22 protein-coding genes and 2 tRNA genes are annotated in these 20,518 nt (G+C 37.9%); 9 read left to right on the top strand and 15 right to left on the bottom strand.

The features are described from left to right. Positions 1–48: 48 nt before the first annotated feature. The 15 genes from JG479_RS08470 to JG479_RS08540 all read right to left on the bottom strand — a co-directional run bounded on the left by JG479_RS08470 (position 49) and on the right by JG479_RS08540 (position 15,149). The gene (locus JG479_RS08470; protein ID WP_200218670.1) at positions 49–1,413 is read right to left on the bottom strand and encodes a DUF1329 domain-containing protein; all 1,365 of its coding nucleotides are present in this window, start codon (positions 1,411–1,413) and stop codon (positions 49–51) included. 13 nt (positions 1,414–1,426) lie between these two features. After that, the gene (locus JG479_RS08475; RefSeq protein ID WP_002961905.1) at positions 1,427–3,526 is read right to left on the bottom strand and encodes a DUF1302 domain-containing protein; all 2,100 of its coding nucleotides are present in this window, start codon (positions 3,524–3,526) and stop codon (positions 1,427–1,429) included. Positions 3,527–3,778: 252 nt separating this feature from the next. Then, a complete protein-coding gene (locus JG479_RS08480) occupies positions 3,779–4,000 on the bottom strand; it encodes a DUF2835 family protein (RefSeq protein ID WP_010552655.1) in 222 nt (73 codons plus the stop codon). Beyond that, entirely contained in the window at positions 4,001–6,595 is a 2,595-nt protein-coding gene (pepN, locus tag JG479_RS08485; protein WP_200218674.1) for an aminopeptidase N, read from the bottom strand. Between the two features lie 47 nt (positions 6,596–6,642). Beyond that, on the bottom strand, positions 6,643–8,106 hold the full coding sequence (nhaC, locus tag JG479_RS08490) for a Na+/H+ antiporter NhaC (protein ID WP_002961908.1): 1,464 nt from the start codon (positions 8,104–8,106) through the stop codon (positions 6,643–6,645). 181 nt (positions 8,107–8,287) lie between these two features. After that, positions 8,288–10,312, bottom strand: a complete 2,025-nt coding sequence (gene prc / locus JG479_RS08495; protein WP_138489132.1) for a carboxy terminal-processing peptidase — start codon at positions 10,310–10,312, stop codon at positions 8,288–8,290. Positions 10,313–10,338: 26 nt separating this feature from the next. Further along, positions 10,339–10,989, bottom strand: a complete 651-nt coding sequence (gene proQ / locus JG479_RS08500) for an RNA chaperone ProQ (RefSeq protein ID WP_002961909.1) — start codon at positions 10,987–10,989, stop codon at positions 10,339–10,341. Positions 10,990–11,004: 15 nt separating this feature from the next. After that, a complete protein-coding gene (locus JG479_RS08505; protein WP_002961910.1) occupies positions 11,005–11,283 on the bottom strand; it encodes a hypothetical protein in 279 nt (92 codons plus the stop codon). Continuing rightward, positions 11,283–11,741 carry a GAF domain-containing protein gene (locus JG479_RS08510; protein WP_138489133.1) on the bottom strand — a complete coding sequence of 153 codons (459 nt, stop codon included), beginning with the start codon at positions 11,739–11,741 and terminating at the stop codon, positions 11,283–11,285. The genes JG479_RS08505 and JG479_RS08510 overlap by 1 nt, the downstream gene beginning before the upstream one ends. A 128-nt stretch (positions 11,742–11,869) precedes the next feature. Next, the gene (locus JG479_RS08515) at positions 11,870–12,250 is read right to left on the bottom strand and encodes a hypothetical protein (protein WP_002961912.1); all 381 of its coding nucleotides are present in this window, start codon (positions 12,248–12,250) and stop codon (positions 11,870–11,872) included. 173 nt (positions 12,251–12,423) lie between these two features. After that, on the bottom strand, positions 12,424–12,672 hold the full coding sequence (locus JG479_RS08520; protein WP_138489135.1) for a hypothetical protein: 249 nt from the start codon (positions 12,670–12,672) through the stop codon (positions 12,424–12,426). Positions 12,673–12,685: 13 nt separating this feature from the next. After that, on the bottom strand, positions 12,686–13,498 hold the full coding sequence (locus tag JG479_RS08525) for a CPBP family intramembrane glutamic endopeptidase (protein WP_200218676.1): 813 nt from the start codon (positions 13,496–13,498) through the stop codon (positions 12,686–12,688). Positions 13,499–13,616: 118 nt separating this feature from the next. Further along, positions 13,617–14,513 (bottom strand): LytR/AlgR family response regulator transcription factor, encoded by an 897-nt coding sequence (locus JG479_RS08530; protein ID WP_234047840.1) that lies wholly within the window; start codon positions 14,511–14,513, stop codon positions 13,617–13,619. 371 nt (positions 14,514–14,884) lie between these two features. After that, positions 14,885–14,975, bottom strand: a tRNA-Ser gene (locus JG479_RS08535). A gap of 83 nt (positions 14,976–15,058) precedes the next feature. Continuing rightward, positions 15,059–15,149, bottom strand: a tRNA-Ser gene (locus JG479_RS08540). 251 nt (positions 15,150–15,400) lie between these two features. Here JG479_RS08540 and JG479_RS08545 point away from each other — a divergent pair. From JG479_RS08545 to hflD, 9 genes are all read left to right on the top strand, one after another. Continuing rightward, complete coding sequence (locus JG479_RS08545; protein WP_008133668.1) at positions 15,401–16,066, top strand: Bax inhibitor-1/YccA family protein; 666 nt, start codon at positions 15,401–15,403, stop codon at positions 16,064–16,066. Between the two features lie 55 nt (positions 16,067–16,121). Then, complete coding sequence (tusD, locus tag JG479_RS08550; protein WP_024607063.1) at positions 16,122–16,475, top strand: sulfurtransferase complex subunit TusD; 354 nt, start codon at positions 16,122–16,124, stop codon at positions 16,473–16,475. Continuing rightward, on the top strand, positions 16,472–16,828 hold the full coding sequence (gene tusC, locus JG479_RS08555; protein WP_002962696.1) for a sulfurtransferase complex subunit TusC: 357 nt from the start codon (positions 16,472–16,474) through the stop codon (positions 16,826–16,828). Before tusD ends, tusC begins: the two co-directional genes overlap by 4 nt. Then, a complete protein-coding gene (locus tag JG479_RS08560) occupies positions 16,825–17,091 on the top strand; it encodes a DsrH/TusB family sulfur metabolism protein (RefSeq protein ID WP_200218679.1) in 267 nt (88 codons plus the stop codon). The genes tusC and JG479_RS08560 overlap by 4 nt, the downstream gene beginning before the upstream one ends. A 3-nt stretch (positions 17,092–17,094) precedes the next feature. Beyond that, positions 17,095–17,424 (top strand): TusE/DsrC/DsvC family sulfur relay protein, encoded by a 330-nt coding sequence (locus JG479_RS08565; RefSeq protein ID WP_002962700.1) that lies wholly within the window; start codon positions 17,095–17,097, stop codon positions 17,422–17,424. Beyond that, entirely contained in the window at positions 17,424–18,110 is a 687-nt protein-coding gene (locus JG479_RS08570) for a pseudouridine synthase (RefSeq protein WP_200218682.1), read from the top strand. The genes JG479_RS08565 and JG479_RS08570 overlap by 1 nt, the downstream gene beginning before the upstream one ends. Beyond that, positions 18,103–18,543 (top strand): NUDIX hydrolase, encoded by a 441-nt coding sequence (locus JG479_RS08575; protein WP_200218685.1) that lies wholly within the window; start codon positions 18,103–18,105, stop codon positions 18,541–18,543. Before JG479_RS08570 ends, JG479_RS08575 begins: the two co-directional genes overlap by 8 nt. A gap of 246 nt (positions 18,544–18,789) precedes the next feature. Next, entirely contained in the window at positions 18,790–19,890 is a 1,101-nt protein-coding gene (mnmA, locus tag JG479_RS08580) for a tRNA 2-thiouridine(34) synthase MnmA (protein WP_002962705.1), read from the top strand. After that, a complete protein-coding gene (hflD, locus tag JG479_RS08585; RefSeq protein WP_033028400.1) occupies positions 19,890–20,492 on the top strand; it encodes a high frequency lysogenization protein HflD in 603 nt (200 codons plus the stop codon). The genes mnmA and hflD overlap by 1 nt, the downstream gene beginning before the upstream one ends. Positions 20,493–20,518: the final 26 nt, after the last annotated feature.

The raw sequence follows: 20,518 nt of genomic DNA on the forward strand, positions 1-20,518 counted from the left end.
TGAGAAAGGAAAAGGCACTTAACAAATTGTTAAGTGCCTAGTTTAATACTATCTACCTGCGCGACGTAAAGCGCTTGAAGTAAATTCGTTATCGTTAAATGACTGTGAAAAATCGTACATTTTTTCTTGGTTATCTAAACCAATTGCTAAATAACGACGAGAATTCAAATCATGATAAACCTCAAGCGTACTCCACTGTGTAGGTACTTCGTAATAGTTAAGGCCATAAGCCATTGCTACACGGTAAAGTTGGTCGCGGTTATCATAAATATCAGTTACCTGTACTTGCCAGCTATCTTCATCAATGTAAAACACACGCTTTTTATAGATATGGCGTGTATCATCTTTTAAGTTAGCTTCAACAACCCAAACACGATGTTTTTCGTAACGTGTCTGTTCTGGGTTAATATGACCAGGCATTAAAATATCATCGTACTCTAGCTTGTCGCTATGAAGTTTGTAGCTGTTGTAAGGTATATATAACTCTTGCTTACCTTTTAGCGTCCAGTTGTAACGATTTGGTGAGCCATTAAACATATCAAAATCATCGGTAGTGCGCAGGCTATCTGCAGCTGTGCCTGGTGCATCATATGCAACATTAGGTGCACGACGAACACGACGTTGTCCCGAGTTATAAGTCCATGCTTGGCGCGGCGTTAATATTTGGTCCATTGTTTCATGAACTAATAATGCAGTACCCGCTAAACGTGCAGGCTCTGTAACGCTTTGTTTAAACTTAAACAAAATGTTTGAGTCTTGTAGCTCTGCTGGTGTAGCGCTTGGGTCTGAGTATTTAACTAATAGCTGCTCATCAAAACCAACATAGTTGTAAGAACCAGATGCAGTCGGTGCAGCTTGACCACCAAAACGCTCAATAGACTGGCCACGGTAACGTAATAAGTGATTCCAAATTGCCTCTAAACCTGTTTTAGGGATAGGGAAAGGGATACCAATCGCCGTATTTTTAATACCGTTACCGCCTTCGATTAATTCAGCAGTTGATGCAAACTTTTTAGTTGCGTCATAAACAAACTGAGGGTAAGAAGCTGAGCGGCGTGTTTCATACACTGGCATTTTAAATGTGTCTGGGTATGCTTCAAATAAAGCAATTTGACCCGGACTTAAATTGGATTTGTACTTTTCAATATTACTTTTATCGATAGTGAAAAGTACTTTGTCAGTCGCAAATGGGTCAAGGTGATGCATACCAGCTTCATAACCTGCAGGCGCTGTTGTAATTCCGTTATTCCACGCTGGAATAGAACCATCAGCATTCGCAGCTTTTTCTGCACCCATTGGTGTTAAGTTTTGACCTAATTGAGCAACTTCATCAGCGCTTAATTTAGCCAAAGCTGCGCTGCTTGCAAACAAACTACAAAATGCTGTAGCGATGAGGGTAGGTTTTTTAATCATAGTAATGTTACCCCTAAATAGAATATTTTAAGTTAAAAGAAACGTAATCGCGGTCTGAGAATGTATTAACACCGCCACCGCCCCAAAACGAGTTATAGCTCACATCAAGTGACCACGCATTTTGGTAGTTAAAGTTCATCGTAGCACCTAAAGATTTACGATCTTCAATAAATAAGAACATAGGATCTGGTGTATTACCGTTTACGTCATGAGAAAATACAAAACGTGGTGAAAAGTTAATACCTTTGTAAAAGTTGAAGTAATCGCCTTTAGCAATTAGGCGGTAACCCCAAGACGATGCTGTAGCGAATGATTTTTCTTCAGCGCCATTTGAAAGACCAAGTTGCAATGTTGAATAATCAGTAGTACCTGGGCCTGTTATTGTGCCACTACGGCCAGTACCTGATACATTTAAACGCATTTCATCATAGTCAGGCATATCGTGAATTTTAACTGCACCCACTTCACCAACTACAGCCCAGCTATCAGCACCTAATGAAGGACCAAATAAATGTGTTGCTGTAAATTGAATTTGTGATGTATCGCGTTCAATGTAGCCTTTGGCAACTTCACCTGCACCAACTGAGCTTACCGCATCGCCTATACTCATTTGCGAAATACCCGCAAAATCAGGACGAATACCAGCAACCGCCAATTGTTCAGGCATAGCTGTGTAAAGTAACTCTACGTCATCAATTTGTAGCGGTTCATCTTGGCGAAAAGCAAATTCACCCGCGAAGGCTGTTTCGCCGATAGTCGTATTAAAACTTAAACCATATAACTTAATATCTTCAGGGTACTCGTTTTCAGCTTTAGAAAAAGCAGTTAAATCAGCAACATTATCTGACGTGATTTCTGTTGTCATGATCATCGCTAAATCTTGGGCAATTGCAGCTTGTGAAAAGTTTGATACGCGACCAGATATAAGCGGACGACGGCTATGGTAATTCACATGATAGAGTGCAATCTCAGTATCATTAAATTCAGGTAAAAATACACCTAAACGTAAACCATACTGACCGCCATCTTCAGGCTCTGTTTTACCATTATCCCCTTTACCTTTTAAAGCAACTTTAGTTGGGTATGCAAGATACATTTGAGCTAATAAAGCACTTCCTTCTGCACTTGAAGGATCAATACCTTGTGCTGCTGCGGCTAATGCAAAATCAGATGTTAAGTTATTCAAGCTATCTGTTAAAAAAGCGACATCAATATCAGGATTAGACGTAAAACCTAATTGAACATTCTGCTGATAACCATTTTCTGCTGCAAAGTCATTAGTCGAAAAATACGTACCAGCTGCTGGTAAACGCGTTTCTTGCCATTGGTATTGGTAGAAACCTTCAAGGGTAATGTTGTCAGTAATGCCAAGCGATGCCCAAAGCATGCCTACAGGTATAAATGCTTCTTTAAGCTCAGCACCTGGCGCTTTCAATCGGTCAATATCAACTGGGTTTACGTTAATACCATGAGATATAAGTGTACTCTCACCCCAGTTAACTACTTGTTGACCTAAACGGACAGATAAAGGGTTATTACCATCATTTAAATCAAAATCAGCCCACACAAACGCATCTAATAAACGAATATCTGCACAACTTTGCGCTTTAGTGTCTTTATCATCACACGGATCAACCCCCTGCCCTGATGTAGGATTTGAATATGCATGATTGCCATCCATCAACGCAAAGTCATAAAAATACATGAAGCGAGTGAACAAACCGTAGTTATCTTTATTTATTGAAAGGTCGTGTGTTCCCTTCAAAAGTTTTGAAAATGAGTCACCACTGTCAAAATTTAAATTACCAGCATCACCATTATTTGAATAAGAGCCAGGTTGAGCCCATACATCTTGAGATGAGTAAATAGTGTTGTTTAGCGCAGGGTTGTAACCTGTCCAATCAAATGCCGGATTGTTACTTTTACCAATTAGGCTAAAGTCTCTGTCTTCTACCCGAACACTTTGCCCATATGAAAAGGTTGAATCGAAGGTAATATCAAAACCTCCAGCTTCAAATGTTACAGCTTGTGTACTTGCTGCAGATAAACCTAAGCTAGCGGCTGCTATACCTATAGCGATTCTATTTTTAACAAAAAGCGATCTTCTTATCATTTTGGTTCCCCCCTGTCGCGGGTCATTTTGTGTGATCAAGTTATTGTTTTTAGTGTAATCATAACGATAGAAGCGAATCAGTGAAATTACAAATACTCGCTCTAATCTTCCGTATACTTTATATTTTGGTTGACGCTTACGTATTGGTAAGACGTCGTACCAGATAATTTATACACGTAATTTAACAATAGGACAAATTGAAATTAACAAAAATACAATATTTTTATGTATATATAACATAAAAACCGAGTGTCAGGCCACTCGCTCTAGGCGGATAAACTTGTTTTCGGGGGTTAATAAGAGTCTAAAACGGCCACGTACACCTAAACTTGAAATGAAGGGCCTCAAATGTGTAGCAGCAAAACGAATCGTTTTACCGCCATCTTCTACAACTTGTAAAGAGCTAAAACGGCCATGGTAGTAATCCATGCACTCGTTATAGCTCAATCTTAAGGTAAAATAATACTCAATCATTTATGCGAGCGCTTTTTCAACCTTTTCATACAAATCAGCACTTAGCCCATCTAGATTAGCTAAGCGTTGTAATTGCAGTTTCATTGCTTGAGAGCGAACATCATCGTAACGCTTCCATGACATGAACGGTGTTAGCATACGAGACGCATTTTGTGGATTAATTGCATTAAGTTTTATTAGTAAGTCACCTAATAACGTATAGCCTTGGGCATCTGAGCGATGAAATTGTGCTGTATTAAAGTGACTAAAGCTTCCTACAAGTGCACGTACACGGTTCGGGTTTGAAAAATCAAAACACGGATGTTCGTAAAGTGCCTTAATATTATCTATAGCTTTATTGCCTGACTGCATAGCTTGCAGTGCAAACCACTTATCCATCACTAAAACATCATGGCGCCATCGACTATCAAAATGATTCAAAAGCTCTTCTTGTATAGGGTGGGATGCTTTTACCACTGCGCTTAGTGCACCAAGTACATTGGTCATATTAGTCGAACTCGCGGCTTCTTTAATAAAGCTTACAGCCTCTGGCTTTTGAGTTTTAGCCAAATAATGCAAGCATATTTGTTTTAAAGCGCGCTTAGCAACGGAGCTTGCACTTATACTGCCATCATCTTCAAGAGATTCGTAACAAGCAAGCAGTTCATCAGCAAGTTCGTCAGCAATTTGTTGCTCAAACTTTTCTGTTATTTCAATAATCTCATCAACAGGTATTACTTCAAATTCAGCGGCTAATGTATCAAAACTAGGCAGTTTAAACAGCTCTGCAATTAAGGCTAAATCGCCCTCTTTGGTGTTAATAAGTACACGTAGCGCATTTATAGTTTCACTGCTTAACACGCTATTAGATGTGTCGGTAATCTGAGATTTAATCGCTTTAATAAATAGCTGCTGTTGTGCATCCCAACGTGAAAAATCACTGCGTGCAAAACGCATAATATGCAATAGTTCGGGCTCTGTTATTTGTTGATTTAAAATGCAAGGTGCAGAAAAATCTTCTAGTAAAACCGCAACGGGCTTTTCTAAGATATTGTCAAAGCTAAATGTTTGAGTCGTACTTGTTACATCAAGCACATGATCTAGTTTTTTACCTTTGTATTGCAGAGCAATACTTTCCCCATTCGCATCAAGTAGTTCAATAGCAAAAGGTATATGAAGTGGTTTATTGTCTGGCTGATTGTCCGGTGTTGCTTGTTCTATTGTTAATGTATACGTATTTGAACTGCTATCAAAATGTTGTATTGCATTTAAGCGCGGGGTACCCGATTGACTATACCACAGCTTAAATTGCTCTAAATTTACACCTGATGCATCGCTCATTGCACTGACAAAGTCATCACATGTTACTGCTTGCCCATCGTGGCGCTCAAAGTAAAGTGTCATCCCTTTTTGAAAATTAGTTTCACCCAGTAACGTGTGCATCATACGGATAACTTCAGCACCTTTATCGTATACAGTTACAGTATAAAAGTTATTCATTTCAATAACTTTTTCAGGACGAATTGGATGCGCCATAGGGCCTGCATCTTCGCTAAACTGATGCGTACGCATTACTTTAACTGCATCAATTCGGTTAAGTGCACGAGAGCCTAAATCACTACTAAACTCTTGGTCTCTAAATACAGTTAATCCTTCTTTTAGCGATAACTGAAACCAATCTCGGCACGTTACACGATTGCCCGTCCAGTTATGAAAATATTCGTGCCCTACAATGGATTCAATCGTATGGTAGTCTTTGTCTGTCGCTGTTTCTTGATTGGCTAATACACATTTACTATTAAAAACGTTTAGCCCTTTATTTTCCATCGCGCCCATGTTGAAAAAATCGACGGCTACAATCATATAAATATCAAGGTCATACTCTAAATTAAAGCGTTCTTCATCCCATTGCATTGCTTTTTTAAGTGAATCAATAGCATGAGATGTTTTTGATAAATTACCCTTATCAACAAATAATGCTAACTCTACGTCTTTGCCGCTTTTAGTCGTGTACGTATCTTTTAAAACATCAAAATCGCCCGCTACAAGTGCAAATAAATAGCTCGGCTTTTTAAATGGGTCTTGCCATTTCACAAAATGACGACCATCTGATGTTTCACCGCTATCTACTTGATTACCATTAGAAAGAAGTTGTAGATACTTTTTATCGGCAATAATAGTTACATCAAACGTGGCAAGTACGTCAGGGCGATCCATGTAATAGGTGATTTTTCTAAATCCCTGCGCTTCGCACTGTGTGCAATACGCACCGCCCGATAAATATAAACCTTCTAAAGAAGTATTCGTCTCAGGTGATATCTCGGTCACAATACTTAATTGGCAACTATCCGGTAGGTTATTAATTATTAGCTGCTCACCAACAATTTCATAATCCGTTATATCAACTGTATCAACAGATAAAGACAGTAAACGCAAATCAATACCATCAAGCACTAAAGGTGCTTTTTTATCACCAACTCGGGTAAGTGTTAGTAAAGAGCTTACTTTGGTTGATAAAGGCTGTAGGTCAAATGTTAGCTCTGTGTGGTCAATTAGAAAGTCAGGAGCTTTATAGTCTTTAAGATATTGTGCTTGAGGTTTACTTGATTCAGTCATAGATACTCCAAAGCAGCTCCTTTTAAGTTAAAAGGAGCTGCTTAAAATTAGGCAGATTGTTTTGGCTTAATACGTAAAATTTTAATGCCTAAGTAGGCATAAACAACCGCTAAAACAGGGTTAATTAAGTTAAAGAAAGCGTAGAGTGCATAATCAAAAGGGTTTATAAGTAAAACGCTTTGCATGTATGCGCCACACGTATTCCATGGAATTAGTGGGCTAGTAATTGTACCGCCATCTTCCAATGTACGAGATAAGTTAACAGGCTTCAAACCACGTTTTTCGTATTCATCTTTAAACATACGTCCAGGTACAACAATCGCTATATATTGATCGGCCGCTATTACGTTAGTTCCTATACACGTAGCTATTGTCGCCGCAATTAACGACCCCGTGCTTTTAGCTATTTTAAGTATGCTTTTTACAAAAATATCCAAAAGACCTGTTTTTTCCATAATGGCACCAAACATCAGTGCAGTCATAATCAGCCATGTAGTTGTAAGCATACCAGCCATACCGCCACCACTGAGTAACGAATCCATCTTATCATCGCCGGTACTTATGCTAAAACCATCAAAAAAAGTAGTCCAAACAAGTTTGAAGTAGCCAACTAGCTGTCCTTGAGAAACATCAATTTGGCTAGCAATTAGATCAGACTGAAACAACATAGCCCAAACAGCGCCCACAACAGCACCAATTGAGATAGCAGGAAATGCTGGCATTTTTTTAATAGCTAAAACTAAAAGTACGATTAACGGGATCAGCATTTCAAAACCAATATTAAAGTTTTGCTGTAAAATAGCCGTTATTTCATCAATGCGCCCTGCTTCGCTTGAAGCCGTTGCATTAAAGCCCATGAATATAAATATAATTAGTGCAATTACAAAACTCGGTACTGTCGTCCACAGCATATGTTGAATATGCTCAAACAAATCAGCGCCAACAACTGCTGGTGCTAGATTGGTTGTTTCTGACAGCGGGCTTAGCTTATCACCAAAGTACGCGCCAGATATAACTGCACCTGCGGTTACTGTTTGCTCAAGTCCAAGACCCGTAGCAACACCTAATAAAGCAACACCTATCGTAGCAGCCGTGGTCCAAGAACTACCAATACTCATTGCTACAATGCCACAAATTAAACAACTCGCTGCATAAAACCAACTTGGATTTATAACTTGTAAGCCATAATAAATTAGAGTTGGTACAGTCCCAGAAAGTAGCCAAGTACCAATTAATGCACCTACCATAAGTAAAATTAAAATAGCACCAAGTGAAAGCGTTATGCCTTCGATCATAGCTTGTTCTAATTTTTTCCATGTGTAACCGTTTTTAAGACCAATTAAAGCCGCTGCAAAAGTGGCAAATAAAAGTGCTATTTGGTTAGGACCGGATGAAGAGTTGTCACCGAATAAGTATACAGCCGCGCCAAGTAAACAGATTAATACAGAGATAGGAATTAATGCATCAAAAAACGAGGCGGGTTTGATTGGTTTATCTTCCAATGGCTTCAAAATAGAGACTCCTACACACACTTGCTGTGTGTTTAATTATTATTTTTAGCACGTAAAGCGCATTAATTGAGCGTCATTAATCCAGCTCAACTTTATGTAATCGAAGATTATAACAATTTAGTAAATTTTAGGTAGTAAAAAAGGCGCCAATGCGCCTTTTTTACAAAGGTAAAACCAGTTATTACTTCTTAGCTATACGACCATAATTAATATAATCTTGAGTAATTAATGCAGCCTCTTCCAAAAATGGGTCAAGCTCTTCGATTACTTCTGGTATATCGTCTAAGTTTTCTACCGGATCTTTACCTAAACGCTTAAGACGTTCGTTAGTACGTACAAGTGCACGTGCTTCACCTTCATCTTTTTCTTTAATACGGTCTGCTTCAACTAAAGAGATAGTTTTACGGTCTTTCTCTTCGTTGTATAAGGTAATGTCATTAAATACATAACCAAATTCTGGCTCTGATTTAATTCGTACTTCGTGTTGTTTTTCAAGGTACGTAATAATAGGTGTTAGATTACCTAGTTTTTTATATTTCGCTTTAACAATGCTGTCCCAAGGAAGTGCATTATCTTGCTTACTTTCGCCCCACTGTGCAGGATCAATTGCTGATGGAAACGAAATATCAGGGATAACACCTTTATGTTGCGTGCTACCACCGTTAATACGATAAAACTTAGCAATAGTATACTGTACACTGCCTAGCGCATTATCGTATAGGTCATAAGCACGGCCTAAGCCTTTGTGCTGCTGTACAGTACCCTTACCAAATGTCTGCTCACCAATAATTACAGCGCGACCGTAATCTTGCATTGCTGCTGCGAATATTTCAGAAGCAGAAGCACTGTAACGATCAACTAACACAGTTAAAGGGCCGTCATAGTAAGTTATACCATCACGATCTTTTTGCTCTTCAATACGGTTATTTAAGGTATGAATTTGAACAACAGGGCCCTGGTCAAAAAACAAACCTGACAATTGTGTTGCTTCATATAAAGAACCACCACCATTTTGGCGCAAGTCGATAATAATACCATCAACCTTTTCTTCTTTAAGCTTAGCAAGTTCTACTTTTACATCTTTCGAAAGATTATTGTAAAAGCCAGGAATTTCAATCACCCCAATTTTACTTGTTAAATCAGAGTATTTTGCTTCAAATACTTCTGATTTAGCCGCTCTATCTTCAAGTCTGATTTTATCGCGAGTGATTTCTACAACTTTCGGAGCGCCGTGAGCATCAACACCTTTTAAATACTGTAGACGTACTTTAGTCCCTTTAGGACCTTTAATTAAATCAACTACGTCATCTAAACGCCAGCCAATTACATCTACAAACTCTTCGCCATCTTGAGCAACACCAATAATGCGATCATCAGCTTTAATTTGATCTGTTTTATCTGCTGGGCCTCCCGGCACTAAGCTGCGAATAACAGTGTAATCTTCATCAGGGCTTAATACGGCACCAATGCCCTCAAGCTCTAAGTCCATATCCATTTTGAATTGCTCTGCACGACGTGGCGATAAATAAGACGTATGCGCCTCAATACTGCGTGCTAGCGAATTCATAACAATTTGAAAAGCATCTTCTGAATTTGATTGTACTAAACGTTTTTCTGCATTTTTGTAGCGTTTGGTCAGCACCTCTTTAATGCCTTCCCAATCTTTACCCGTCATTTTTAAACGCAGTGCGTCGTACTTTACACGCTCACGCCAAATTTCATCAAGCTCAGCTTGTGACGCAGGCCATGCTGAATCTTCACGGTCAAAAAAGTATTCATCTTTTTTATCAAACGTCATCTCTTTTTCAAGCAAAGTAAGTGAATACTCGTAACGTTCAAAACGGCGTTTAAGACTTAAGTTAAAAATATCAAACGTAAAGTCTAATTTACCGGTAGTAATAGCGTTATCAAAGTCATCACGATATTGCTCAAATGAGGCGATATCACTGGCTAAGAAAACGCTTTTATTAAAATCAAGGGATTCGATATAACGATCGTACACTTTACTAGAAAGCTCATCGTTAAATCGAACCGGTGTATAGTGTGAACGAGCAAATAAGCTAGCCACTCGTTTGCTAGCAGTACCATGTTGACTCTCTTGCTTGAGCTGGGGTAAATCGTCAATAGTGACGGCTTCTACAGCAGCAAATAATGAACCTGAAAACAGGGCAGCAACTAACGGAATGAGCGTAAACTTTTTACTCATACACAACTCCTTAATTTAATTACAACTTAAACAATGTATAAGCTGTCAGCTTTGGTTTTAACTTGCATACCTGTTACTAACTCAACATGAACATCATCTTTGTTCACTTCAGTTATTACTGCATTTACAAGTGCTTGGCCAAGTTTAACCTTAACCTTATTATTAACCTTGACCTCAGTTGCTGGCAAAGGTTCAATTTTTCCTGAACGCTTAGCCGGCGCTGCTTTAGCAGGTTTGTTAGCTGCAGGAGCGTTTTTATCGCCTGGTTTGCTAGCATGAGCTGGTTTTTTCTTGAAAGATTTAGAATCAGAATCTTGGCGAGGACGCTGTTGTTTTTTGCGTTTAGCCATTTTAGCGCGGCTTTCTTCCAATGCTTTTTGCGCATGGTCGATATGCTCTTGCTCAACTTTTTCACCTTGATTACCATCAAGATCAATACGAAACTCTGACTTGGTCACAGCTTCTAAATAACGCCAGTTAGACGTGTATTTTCTAAGCGCTTGACGAACTTGAGTCTTACTTACTTTTTCAGACCCTTCAATACGCTCAGCAATATCTTTAAAAATACCTACTTTAAGCGGCTTGATGCCATCTTTTTGTTTAAAACATTGTGGGAATTCTTGATATAAAAATTCCAACACTTCATTAATATCTTTTAGCTTGTTTGTGGTTTCCATTTTAGAACCTATTTTTCACATCTTTTCATCAAGGGACGAATCGACGTAGTGTGTTACCCAGTCGACCAACTCTTCGAAATCGGCTTCTATAACAGCCATATCACCTCGAAGGTGTTCCCAAATACCATTAATTGTTTCATCAATAAATTCACATTCTGAATCATCTGGAAGACGATCCCATGCAATATGAATCAAATCATTGAGCGTTTCCGCTACATGTTCTTCTTCGCCTTCCCAATCGCCAACATCTTGTACAGCAAATAGGTAGTCTTGAACATTTAGCAAATCTTTCATTACAAGCTCGCCTCTAAGCATTTTACTAATGCTTCTAGACCGGCTTTATCGTCAGCATCAAATCGACCAATACTCGGACTATCAATGTCTAGTACAGCAAATACTTTACCATGTTTCATGATAGGTACAACTACTTCAGAATTAGACGCTGCATCACAGGCTATGTGGCCGTCAAAAGCGTGAACATCTTCAATTAATTGTGTTTCTTCGGTTGCCGCAGCAGTTCCGCATACACCCTTTCCTACTGGAATACGAATGCATGCAGGGTTACCTTGAAACGGACCAAGTACTAATTCAGTAGGAGAATCCATAAAGTAAAAGCCCGCCCAATTCACATCCTCTAAAGAGGTAAATAACAGCGCGCTTATGTTTGCCATATTGGCAATTACATTGGATTCACCAGCTATCAGCGATTCAGTTTGCTTAACTAATGACTGGTAAAAATCGTGCTTTTGCATACCAAACTACTTCTTATTAAACATACAGTAGCTAAAGGTACTCTTTGTCGTGAAAAATTGGAACCTTTTGGAGGTAAAAAAAAGGAAATCACACCGTTTATCAGTGCGCTTGGTTAATAATGCTGCGATTATTTTTTTGCCGTTTTACGAAGACCAAACAAAAACAGTCCAGCAGCGAATGCTGACATTACACTATTGATCAAAAATATCTCCCCTGTTGTGGCACTTAATAAGTAACTAAATATCGCTCCGCCTAACAATCCAAGAGTTAATACCCCTGAATAATTAACTTTAGAATACTTAAACATGAGTAAATACCCAGGCACAACAAAAGCAGCCATTGTTAAGCCTACTATGTGTGCATTTGATATAGCAGTCATTAATAAGGTAAGAAATATTGATACAAACTCGCCTTCAAGCGTAAGTGAGTAATAAACACCAAGTAAACTGCCTACAATAACAGGCGATAATAACGAAAGCCCTACGCTTTTTGCTAGCTGATGTTTCATTTAAAATCCTTAATACACAAATCTAAATTCTATGTATAAAGCATGCACCAAGATCTAAAGGTTAGAAACAGAGACTATGGTCGTAATTTATGATTAAAAATAAACCTTATTGCAGTATGAGCCTATTACTTTATTAATAGGCTCATAAGTTTGGGTCACACTTATCAAAATGCTTATAACTTAGCTATTTTATTTGATAACTCAAAATGGCGAGATGTTACTATTTCCTCAAGCACTGCCACCCTTTTGCTTAACATCGCTGTTTGTTCCTCTAATTTTGTTATCTTGTTATTATTATTTAGTCCTTTAAATTTTGCGTGCGCTGCCATTATTGTAGTTTTATAGGAGAAATAACGTTTAGTAATAATAAGAATCAAAAAGGGTGAGCTAAATATAATTATTACAATAAATAATTCTAGCATGGTCGTTTCCCAATCAATTTAAGTTAACTTGTTGCGTGCAAAGGCCATTTTTAGTGCATTGGAATAATTTTGATAATGTAACTTCACGCTGCTTTCCTCGTCGAATTAGCATCTCAACATACACAATACTTAACACAATGGCTGTTGCTTTAAATAAATTACCTTGTAGATCACCTACTGCGCCACCCAACATACCAAATATTCCGTAAGCTGCATTCATAAAAATATGCATCCACATAGGAAACCAAATACGATAACCACATTCACAATATAGCCACGCAAACCATGTACCTGCTACAGTAGTGATTGCAACCGCCATCAATGCAGAAATCGCATCATTGCCTTGATAAATATGGCCCAAGCCAAATATTACTGAACTAATTAATGCCGCTGACACAAAGCCCCATCTACAATATTTAAATAAAACACCAAACAATGCAGCCCTAAAAATTAGCTCTTCAAAAAAACCCGCATAAACTGAGCCAGTTATTATTGCTGGTATTGATAGGTTAAGTTCATCACTCAAAAATCCATAACCTATTGCCATAGGAGTACAACAAATAATTGCTGCAAGTGCATAGTTAATAAAACCAGAGGAATTGAGCCCTATAGATTCAAAAGGTTCACTTTGTTTAAACAAAATAATAGCCGCAATAACTAACGGTCCATATAAAAAAGTATATTTAGCGGGGGTAAATAAAATGCCAGTTAGATTATCAAGTTCAGACAACCAGCTAGACCAACCTTCTCCCCAAAACTGCCTCATTACATAGTGGCAAAATACAAATATAGAAATTATTACAAGTGCCTTGATAGCGTATTTCATATCTACTTTTCTCGTTAAGTTGTAAATTTCAACTTAATCTTGGCAATAGTAAAAATACAAAGCGACCTATTAGGTCTCAATTACAAGACTAGGTATAAAGCCCATGTTTTAGGGGGGATTAACATGTTTTTGGGATTAATGACAAAGCATCTTTTATTACTTTTACATAAGAACGAGACACCGGAATTTTAATATCAATTGTATGTAGCGATAATTGCAACCCTCCAGCATTACCACTGTAGTGTTGAATGTTTTGCAGGTTGACCGCATAAGAACGGTGGCATCGTAATATGATTGTATTTTCTGGAAGCTGCTTTAATAAACCGCTAAGAGATACACGTAATAGTTTACGTGAAGTTGAAGCTCCTTTCTGTATTGTTATTTCACAATAGTTGTCTGAAGATTTAATAAATAAAATATGGTGATGAGCCGTGTTAATTTTGTCGTTTTTGTTATCACCTTTGAGAGTAATTGTCTTTAATTCAACTTCTCTCAACTGCTCTTGATCAACGCTAACTTTACTAGGCTTAGTTAAATCTATTACATGCCTATTTACCACAAGTAAAAAAATAAGAGGAAATACACCAATACAAAAAATATACCCTACAAAAAGTAATTGATTCTGCCAATGCCAAGACCCAAGTACAGCAACCACAAAATACCCATGATTGAATATCGCAGTAATTAAAATATATGTGATAGGAATAATAATTAAACGGTTTAATTTACTTAGCTTAAACTTAAGTAACACTATTTCTATGAAACCTGACAATAGCAAAGCACAAAAGGTTACTAACCCATAGCCAAAAAGTCGCAGAAACTTGTAAGACTCGGTATCGCTTGAAGTGCCAAAAGGTTGAAATACAAAAAGTACAAAAAGCGTTATAAACGAAAACATGAAGGCACGATATACAACTAACTTTCTCGAATCTAGATCATCTTTGAGCCACAACATCCTATTTTGCATACCTTTAATCCACCAATATTTAAAAATAACACACATTAATATGTGCATTCCAACTCATTTAAAGTTTTTTGTGATGGTAGTTTTATTAAAAACAAAAATAGGAAGAGAACATCAACGTTTTTTAACATCTGAAGATGATGTGTGAGCAATTCTATCTGCTTTTAAGGTTTTACTAATAAGGGATAAGAGATGTAATACCAATTCGCTTAATGAAGTGGTCTATATTGTGGGCGGAAAAACGTGTTGATAGCTAGCCAATAAATTCGCTATTTAGTTGTTTAAAATGAGAATTTTTTAACGCAGGGAGCGACACGTTTAGTCCCGCAAAATGATTAAGTATTATTGCGGGTTGGTATAAGTGTACTGATATTGTTCCAAGCACAAAAAAACCCGCTAAGTTAGCGGGCTATTCTGTTATATGGTGGAGAGATAGGGATTTGAACCCTAGATGGGCTATAAACCCATGCCGGTTTTCAAGACCGGTGCATTCGACCACTCTGCCATCTCTCCGATACTGCTAAGTTAAAAGTAAGAGTGTACTAATAACTATTTAAATGAATGATATTTTAATTACCACACACTTATTAAATAAGTGGTGGAGAGATAGGGATTTGAACCCTAGATGGGCTATAAACCCATGCCGGTTTTCAAGACCGGTGCATTCGACCACTCTGCCATCTCTCCGCACGGCCTGCATAATAGGGAAACCCATCCCTTTTGTGAAGCTTTTTTTTAAATTAATTGTTTAAGTGCCTAAAAAACAATTAATTTGTTTAAAGTTAAAACAAAATGTTTTTAATTTAGCCGTCAATATACTTTTATTTAAATATTTAACTCTATTGATCTACAAAGGTTTGCCCAAACATATAAGAGTTGGTAATCTAATTTTAGTTAAATTATCGAAACACACATGTTTCACTTAAAGGAGCTCTACAATGGCGTTTAATCAATCGTACAATACCGCGAAACCGGTAATGTCTACCATTGAAACAAACAAGGTACTTAAAAACACCTACTTTTTACTAGCTATGACACTTGCATTTAGTGCAGTTACAGCCGGTATTTCAATGGCACTACAATTACCTTACTTTATGGGAATTGTGTTTACACTCGTTTCGTTCGGTTTATTATTTGTTGTAAATAAAAAAGCAGATACAGCATCTGGTGTATTTTGGGTGTTTGCTTTCACAGGTTTAATGGGGGCAGGCTTAGGTCCATTGCTTAACCATTATGCTGCATTACCTAATGGCCCAATGCTTATTATGCAAGCCTTAGGTTCTACAGCGCTTATCTTTTTTGGTTTATCTGCTTATGCACTAAATACTAAAAAAGACTTCTCATTCATGGGTGGCTTTTTAACTGTTGGCTTAATCGTTGTGATTGTAGCAAGCATCGTTAATATTTTTATTGGCAGTTCATTGATGTTTATGGTGCTTAATGCAGCAGTTGTACTGATTATGTCTGGTTTGATTTTATTTGATACAAGCCGAATCATAAACGGTGGTGAAACTAACTACATTCGCGCAACAGTGTCTTTATACCTAAGCGTATATAACTTATTTACTTCTTTACTTGCTCTACTTGGCGCAAGTGATGACTAATTAAATAGTTCTGTTAAAATAGCCCCTTTATTGGGGCTTTTTTATTGGAATTGTTTTGGCACGCTTTGTTCTTTCATTACATACACCACCATCCGATCACGATACCACGCAACGCATAGTTAAATTTGCGAATGCATGTTTAGCCCAAGGGCACACCATTGATGCTATTTTTTTATACCAGCAAGGTATTTATCATGCATCTACCCACTTTGATTTATCCTCAGACGAGCTTCAAATTTCAGCACTTTGGCAGCAACTCGCTGATCAAAATTTAAATTTAATGCTGTGTGTTACCGCCGCGCAAAAGCGCGGGTTAGATATTAAAAACACAGGTGTATTTAAAGTCGCAGGGTTAGCTGAATTTGCAATGCTTGCAAGCGACGCAGATAAATGGGTGCAATTTAAATGATAAACGTATTAGTAATGAGTCAGTGCAGCCCATTTGACGATTTAAATATTCGTGATGCACTAGATATGACATTGATATTTGCTGCTGTTGACCAAAATGTAAGTTGGTTGTTTAGTGGCCCCGCTGTTTTGGCTTTAAAAAAGCACCAACAACCAAACAATATTGGCTTAAAAGACTTTTTTAAAAATATTAAAACACTCGAAATATATGATGTTGAAAATATTTTCGTGTGTGAAAAATCATTGCTTGATTATGGTTTAAATAAACATGATTTACTTATAGAGGCAAAAGCTCTTAACTTTAGTCAACAACAAACACTAATTAAAGCGCAGCAACATGTGGTGAATCTATGAGTACGTTACATATTTTTTCAAAGCCGCTTAACTATTACTCGGCAAATCAGCTTGAGAATTTAATTTTATCAGGCGATAAGGTACTACTTGTTGGTGATGCCTGCTTTGCAAAAAAACAATTTAGACAATTTGCAGATACACTGTTAATGCTTGAACAAGACGCGCAAGTACGTGCAATAAAATTAGCAGATAACGATAAAGCAATTAGCTATGAAGACTTTGTGGCAATCACTTTATCAACTAATCAATCAATTACGTGGTAACTCATGCTTGAATTTAACAACCAACAGATTGAAACCGACAAACAAGGCTACTTGCTCGACCATACTTTATGGTCAAAGGAGCTGGCGCCTATAATTGCTACTCAAGAAAACATCACACTTAGTGAGCAGCACTGGGAAGTTATTAACTTTGTTCGTGATTTTTACATTGAATATAACACCAGTCCAGCAATTAGAATGCTTGTAAAAGCAATGGCTAAAGCACTCGGTGAAGATAAAGGAAATAGCCTTTATTTATATAAATTATTTCCTAAAGGCCCAGCCAAGCAAGCAACAAAAATTGCCGGATTACCAAAACCAGCTAGGTGCATATAATGAGAGCTAAATCAGGCAATAATCAAGCAACACAAGCCAAGCCAAAAAGAAGTACTGGGCGTACTTATTCACGCAGTGCACTTAACAAAACGCCATCTGGTAAAAGAGAAATAAAGCCGCAAATAGCATCTAAAGACAGAAAAATTGTGTTATTCAACAAGCCGTTTGATGTGCTATGTCAATTTACAGATGACGCAGACAGAAAAACGCTTGCTGAATTTATCCCTATTAAAGAAGTTTACGCAGCAGGAAGGTTAGACAGAGACAGTGAAGGTTTATTGCTTCTAACAAACTGTGGGAAACTACAAAACTCCTTAACTGCTCCTGATAAAAAAACGAATAAAACCTACTGGGCACAAGTTGAGGGTGAACCAACGAGTGAATCAATTAATGATTTATGTAATGGCGTTGAACTTAAAGACGGGCTTACACTCCCCGCTAACGTTAAAATAATTGATGAGCCAACAATTTGGGCGCGTAATCCCCCTGTACGCGAGCGAAAAGCAATCCCTACCACTTGGCTAAGTATTACTATTAATGAAGGTAAAAACAGACAGGTTCGTCGAATGACCGCGCATATTGGACACCCTACACTTCGCCTTATCCGCTATAGCATTGGCAACTATACGTTGGATGATATTAATTGTGGTGAATACAAAGTAATTAAGGGCGTAGTTGATGCATAAACCGCATGTCACGGTTGCAGCAATAGTAAAAAAGCAAAACGAGTTTTTACTTGTAAAAGAGCGAGATAAATTTACAAAGCAAATTTGTTACAATCAACCTGCGGGTCATTTAGAGCAAAATGAGACACTTGCCCAAGCTGCAAGCAGAGAGCTACTAGAAGAAACAGGCTTAGCGCTTGAGCCTATTGGGTTTTTAGGTGTTTATAATTTGCATGCCGATAACGCAGTGCACTATTTGCGATTCTGCTTTTTATTTGAAGCGCCTAATAATATAAAAGCACCAACACCAATAGATTCTGACATTATCAGCGCTAACTGGCATACATTAGAGCAAATAAAATCATTACCGCTTAGGAGCCCTTTAGTGCTCAAGTGTGTTGAAGATAGCTTAAGCAAAAAGGCTTTGAAATTAGATACAATTTACGATGACTAAATTATAGTTTCCTCCACTAATCCCTAGTTTATGTATTTTGAGGAATTTGAAAGTATCATTTTTCATCAAAAAATCGATAAATAAATTTATACAATACTTCGTAAGGTTACTTTGCTATTTGTTATACAAATAAAATAGTGACAAATTATGTCCTTTGCCGCCCTACGCTCTTTAAGCACAAACAAAATACATGCTATAATCGCGGCCTTTCCAAGTTAACAGCAATCTGTATAAGCGAAATTATTCATGAGCGAAAATAGTCACATTAAAGTCATTGTTGGCATGTCCGGCGGTGTTGATTCTTCTGTATCTGCATATTTATTACAACAACAGGGCTACCAAGTAGAAGGCCTGTTTATGAAGAACTGGGAAGAAGACGACAATGATGAGTACTGTGCCGCCGCTGATGACTTAAAAGATGCACAAGCCGTGTGCGACAAATTAGGCATTGAGCTTCACACAGTAAACTTTGCTGCTGAATATTGGGATAATGTATTTGAGTACTTTTTAGCAGAGTACAAAGCGGGTCGTACTCCAAACCCAGATATAATGTGTAATAAAGAAATTAAATTTAAAGCCTTTTTAGAATTTGCGGCTCAAGCACTCGGTGCTGACTTTATTGCAACCGGACACTACGTTCGCCGTGAACTTCGCGATGACAAATACGTAATGTGTCGCGGACTTGATAACAATAAAGATCAAAGCTACTTCTTATATACCCTAAGCCATGAACATATTGGCCAAACGTTATTCCCTGTAGGTGATATCGAAAAACCAGAAGTACGCCGAATAGCAGAAGAACAAGACCTAATCACTCACGATAAAAAAGACAGCACCGGAATTTGCTTTATCGGTGAGCGTAAATTTAAAGACTTTTTACAAAAGTTCTTACCAGCTCAACCTGGCGTTATCGAAGACACTGACGGTAACAACGTAGGCGAGCACGAAGGCTTAATGTACCATACGCTTGGACAACGCAAAGGCTTGTTAATTGGTGGTATGAAGGAAGGGTCTGGCGAACCATGGTACGTAGTTGATAAAGATTTAGAACGTAACGTACTTGTTGTTGGCCAAGGTAAAGATCACCCTCGCCTATACAGTAATGGTCTTAATGCAAACCAATTACATTGGGTAGACCGCGTTGGCCCTAAAGGTACCACTCGCTGCACAGTTAAAACACGTTACCGTCAAGAAGACTTAAGCTGTACCCTACTTGTAGGTGAAGACGGCATGGCTCGTGTATTATTTGATGAACCACAAAAAGCAGTTACGCCAGGTCAATCTGCTGTATTTTATGCAGAAGATGTGTGTTTAGGTGGTGGTATTATTGACTCGGTGATTAAGTAATGAATGAATACCAAGTCATGGCGCTTGCCGCCATGTGCCAGGTTGCTAAACAAGTTCAAAAAATTGCTCAATACGGCAGCAACAACGAACACGATTTAGAAATCTTACTTTCAAGTATTATTCAAACATCTCCTGAATCACCGGAGGACGTTTATCAAGGTACAGATAACCTGCGTGATGGCTATAAAACATTAATGGCACAGCTAACTGCTGGCGCTCAAAAAGATGTTGAAATAGTAAAGTACGTAGGTGGTTTAATGCAGCTTGAACGTGCACTAAATGCAAACGACAAGAGCTTAAACGAATTAGGCAAACGAATTGATGATATTCATCGTCGTTTGGATCATTTTGCTATTACCGACGAGAGTGTTGTTGCCGGCTTAGCAGATATATACTCGTCGGTGCTGAGCCCCCTTGGGCACCGAATACAGGTTTATGGTAAACCCGAGTTATTAAAACAGCAGCTCACTCAAAATAAAATCCGTGCGCTATTACTAGCCGGTGTTAGAAGTGCAGTATTATGGCGACAAATGGGCGGTAAACGCCGTCACTTTTTCTTTTCAAAAAGAAAAATACTCGCCATTGCTAAATCAAAAATTTAACTATCGTTCAAACTAAAATTTAGGAG

The sequence above is a fragment of the Pseudoalteromonas sp. LC2018020214 genome (genome assembly GCF_016598755.1).
Classification (GTDB): domain Bacteria; phylum Pseudomonadota; class Gammaproteobacteria; order Enterobacterales; family Alteromonadaceae; genus Pseudoalteromonas; species Pseudoalteromonas distincta.

Coding starts and splice junctions, on each gene's coding strand:
- JG479_RS08510 (WP_138489133.1), bottom strand. CDS start 11,741: ATGCAAAAGCACGATTTTTACCAGTCATTAGTTAAGCAAACTGAATCG.
- hflD (WP_033028400.1), top strand. CDS start 19,890: ATGAATGAATACCAAGTCATGGCGCTTGCCGCCATGTGCCAGGTTGCT.
- prc (WP_138489132.1), bottom strand. CDS start 10,312: ATGAGTAAAAAGTTTACGCTCATTCCGTTAGTTGCTGCCCTGTTTTCA.
- tusC (WP_002962696.1), top strand. CDS start 16,472: ATGATAAACGTATTAGTAATGAGTCAGTGCAGCCCATTTGACGATTTA.
- JG479_RS08520 (WP_138489135.1), bottom strand. CDS start 12,672: ATGCTAGAATTATTTATTGTAATAATTATATTTAGCTCACCCTTTTTG.
- JG479_RS08530 (WP_234047840.1), bottom strand. CDS start 14,513: ATGCACATATTAATGTGTGTTATTTTTAAATATTGGTGGATTAAAGGT.
- JG479_RS08575 (WP_200218685.1), top strand. CDS start 18,103: ATGCATAAACCGCATGTCACGGTTGCAGCAATAGTAAAAAAGCAAAAC.
- JG479_RS08475 (WP_002961905.1), bottom strand. CDS start 3,526: ATGATAAGAAGATCGCTTTTTGTTAAAAATAGAATCGCTATAGGTATA.
- JG479_RS08570 (WP_200218682.1), top strand. CDS start 17,424: ATGAGAGCTAAATCAGGCAATAATCAAGCAACACAAGCCAAGCCAAAA.
- JG479_RS08565 (WP_002962700.1), top strand. CDS start 17,095: ATGCTTGAATTTAACAACCAACAGATTGAAACCGACAAACAAGGCTAC.
- JG479_RS08480 (WP_010552655.1), bottom strand. CDS start 4,000: ATGATTGAGTATTATTTTACCTTAAGATTGAGCTATAACGAGTGCATG.
- JG479_RS08525 (WP_200218676.1), bottom strand. CDS start 13,498: ATGAAATACGCTATCAAGGCACTTGTAATAATTTCTATATTTGTATTT.
- mnmA (WP_002962705.1), top strand. CDS start 18,790: ATGAGCGAAAATAGTCACATTAAAGTCATTGTTGGCATGTCCGGCGGT.
- JG479_RS08515 (WP_002961912.1), bottom strand. CDS start 12,250: ATGAAACATCAGCTAGCAAAAAGCGTAGGGCTTTCGTTATTATCGCCT.
- pepN (WP_200218674.1), bottom strand. CDS start 6,595: ATGACTGAATCAAGTAAACCTCAAGCACAATATCTTAAAGACTATAAA.
- proQ (WP_002961909.1), bottom strand. CDS start 10,989: ATGGAAACCACAAACAAGCTAAAAGATATTAATGAAGTGTTGGAATTT.
- JG479_RS08560 (WP_200218679.1), top strand. CDS start 16,825: ATGAGTACGTTACATATTTTTTCAAAGCCGCTTAACTATTACTCGGCA.
- JG479_RS08505 (WP_002961910.1), bottom strand. CDS start 11,283: ATGAAAGATTTGCTAAATGTTCAAGACTACCTATTTGCTGTACAAGAT.
- JG479_RS08470 (WP_200218670.1), bottom strand. CDS start 1,413: ATGATTAAAAAACCTACCCTCATCGCTACAGCATTTTGTAGTTTGTTT.
- JG479_RS08545 (WP_008133668.1), top strand. CDS start 15,401: ATGGCGTTTAATCAATCGTACAATACCGCGAAACCGGTAATGTCTACC.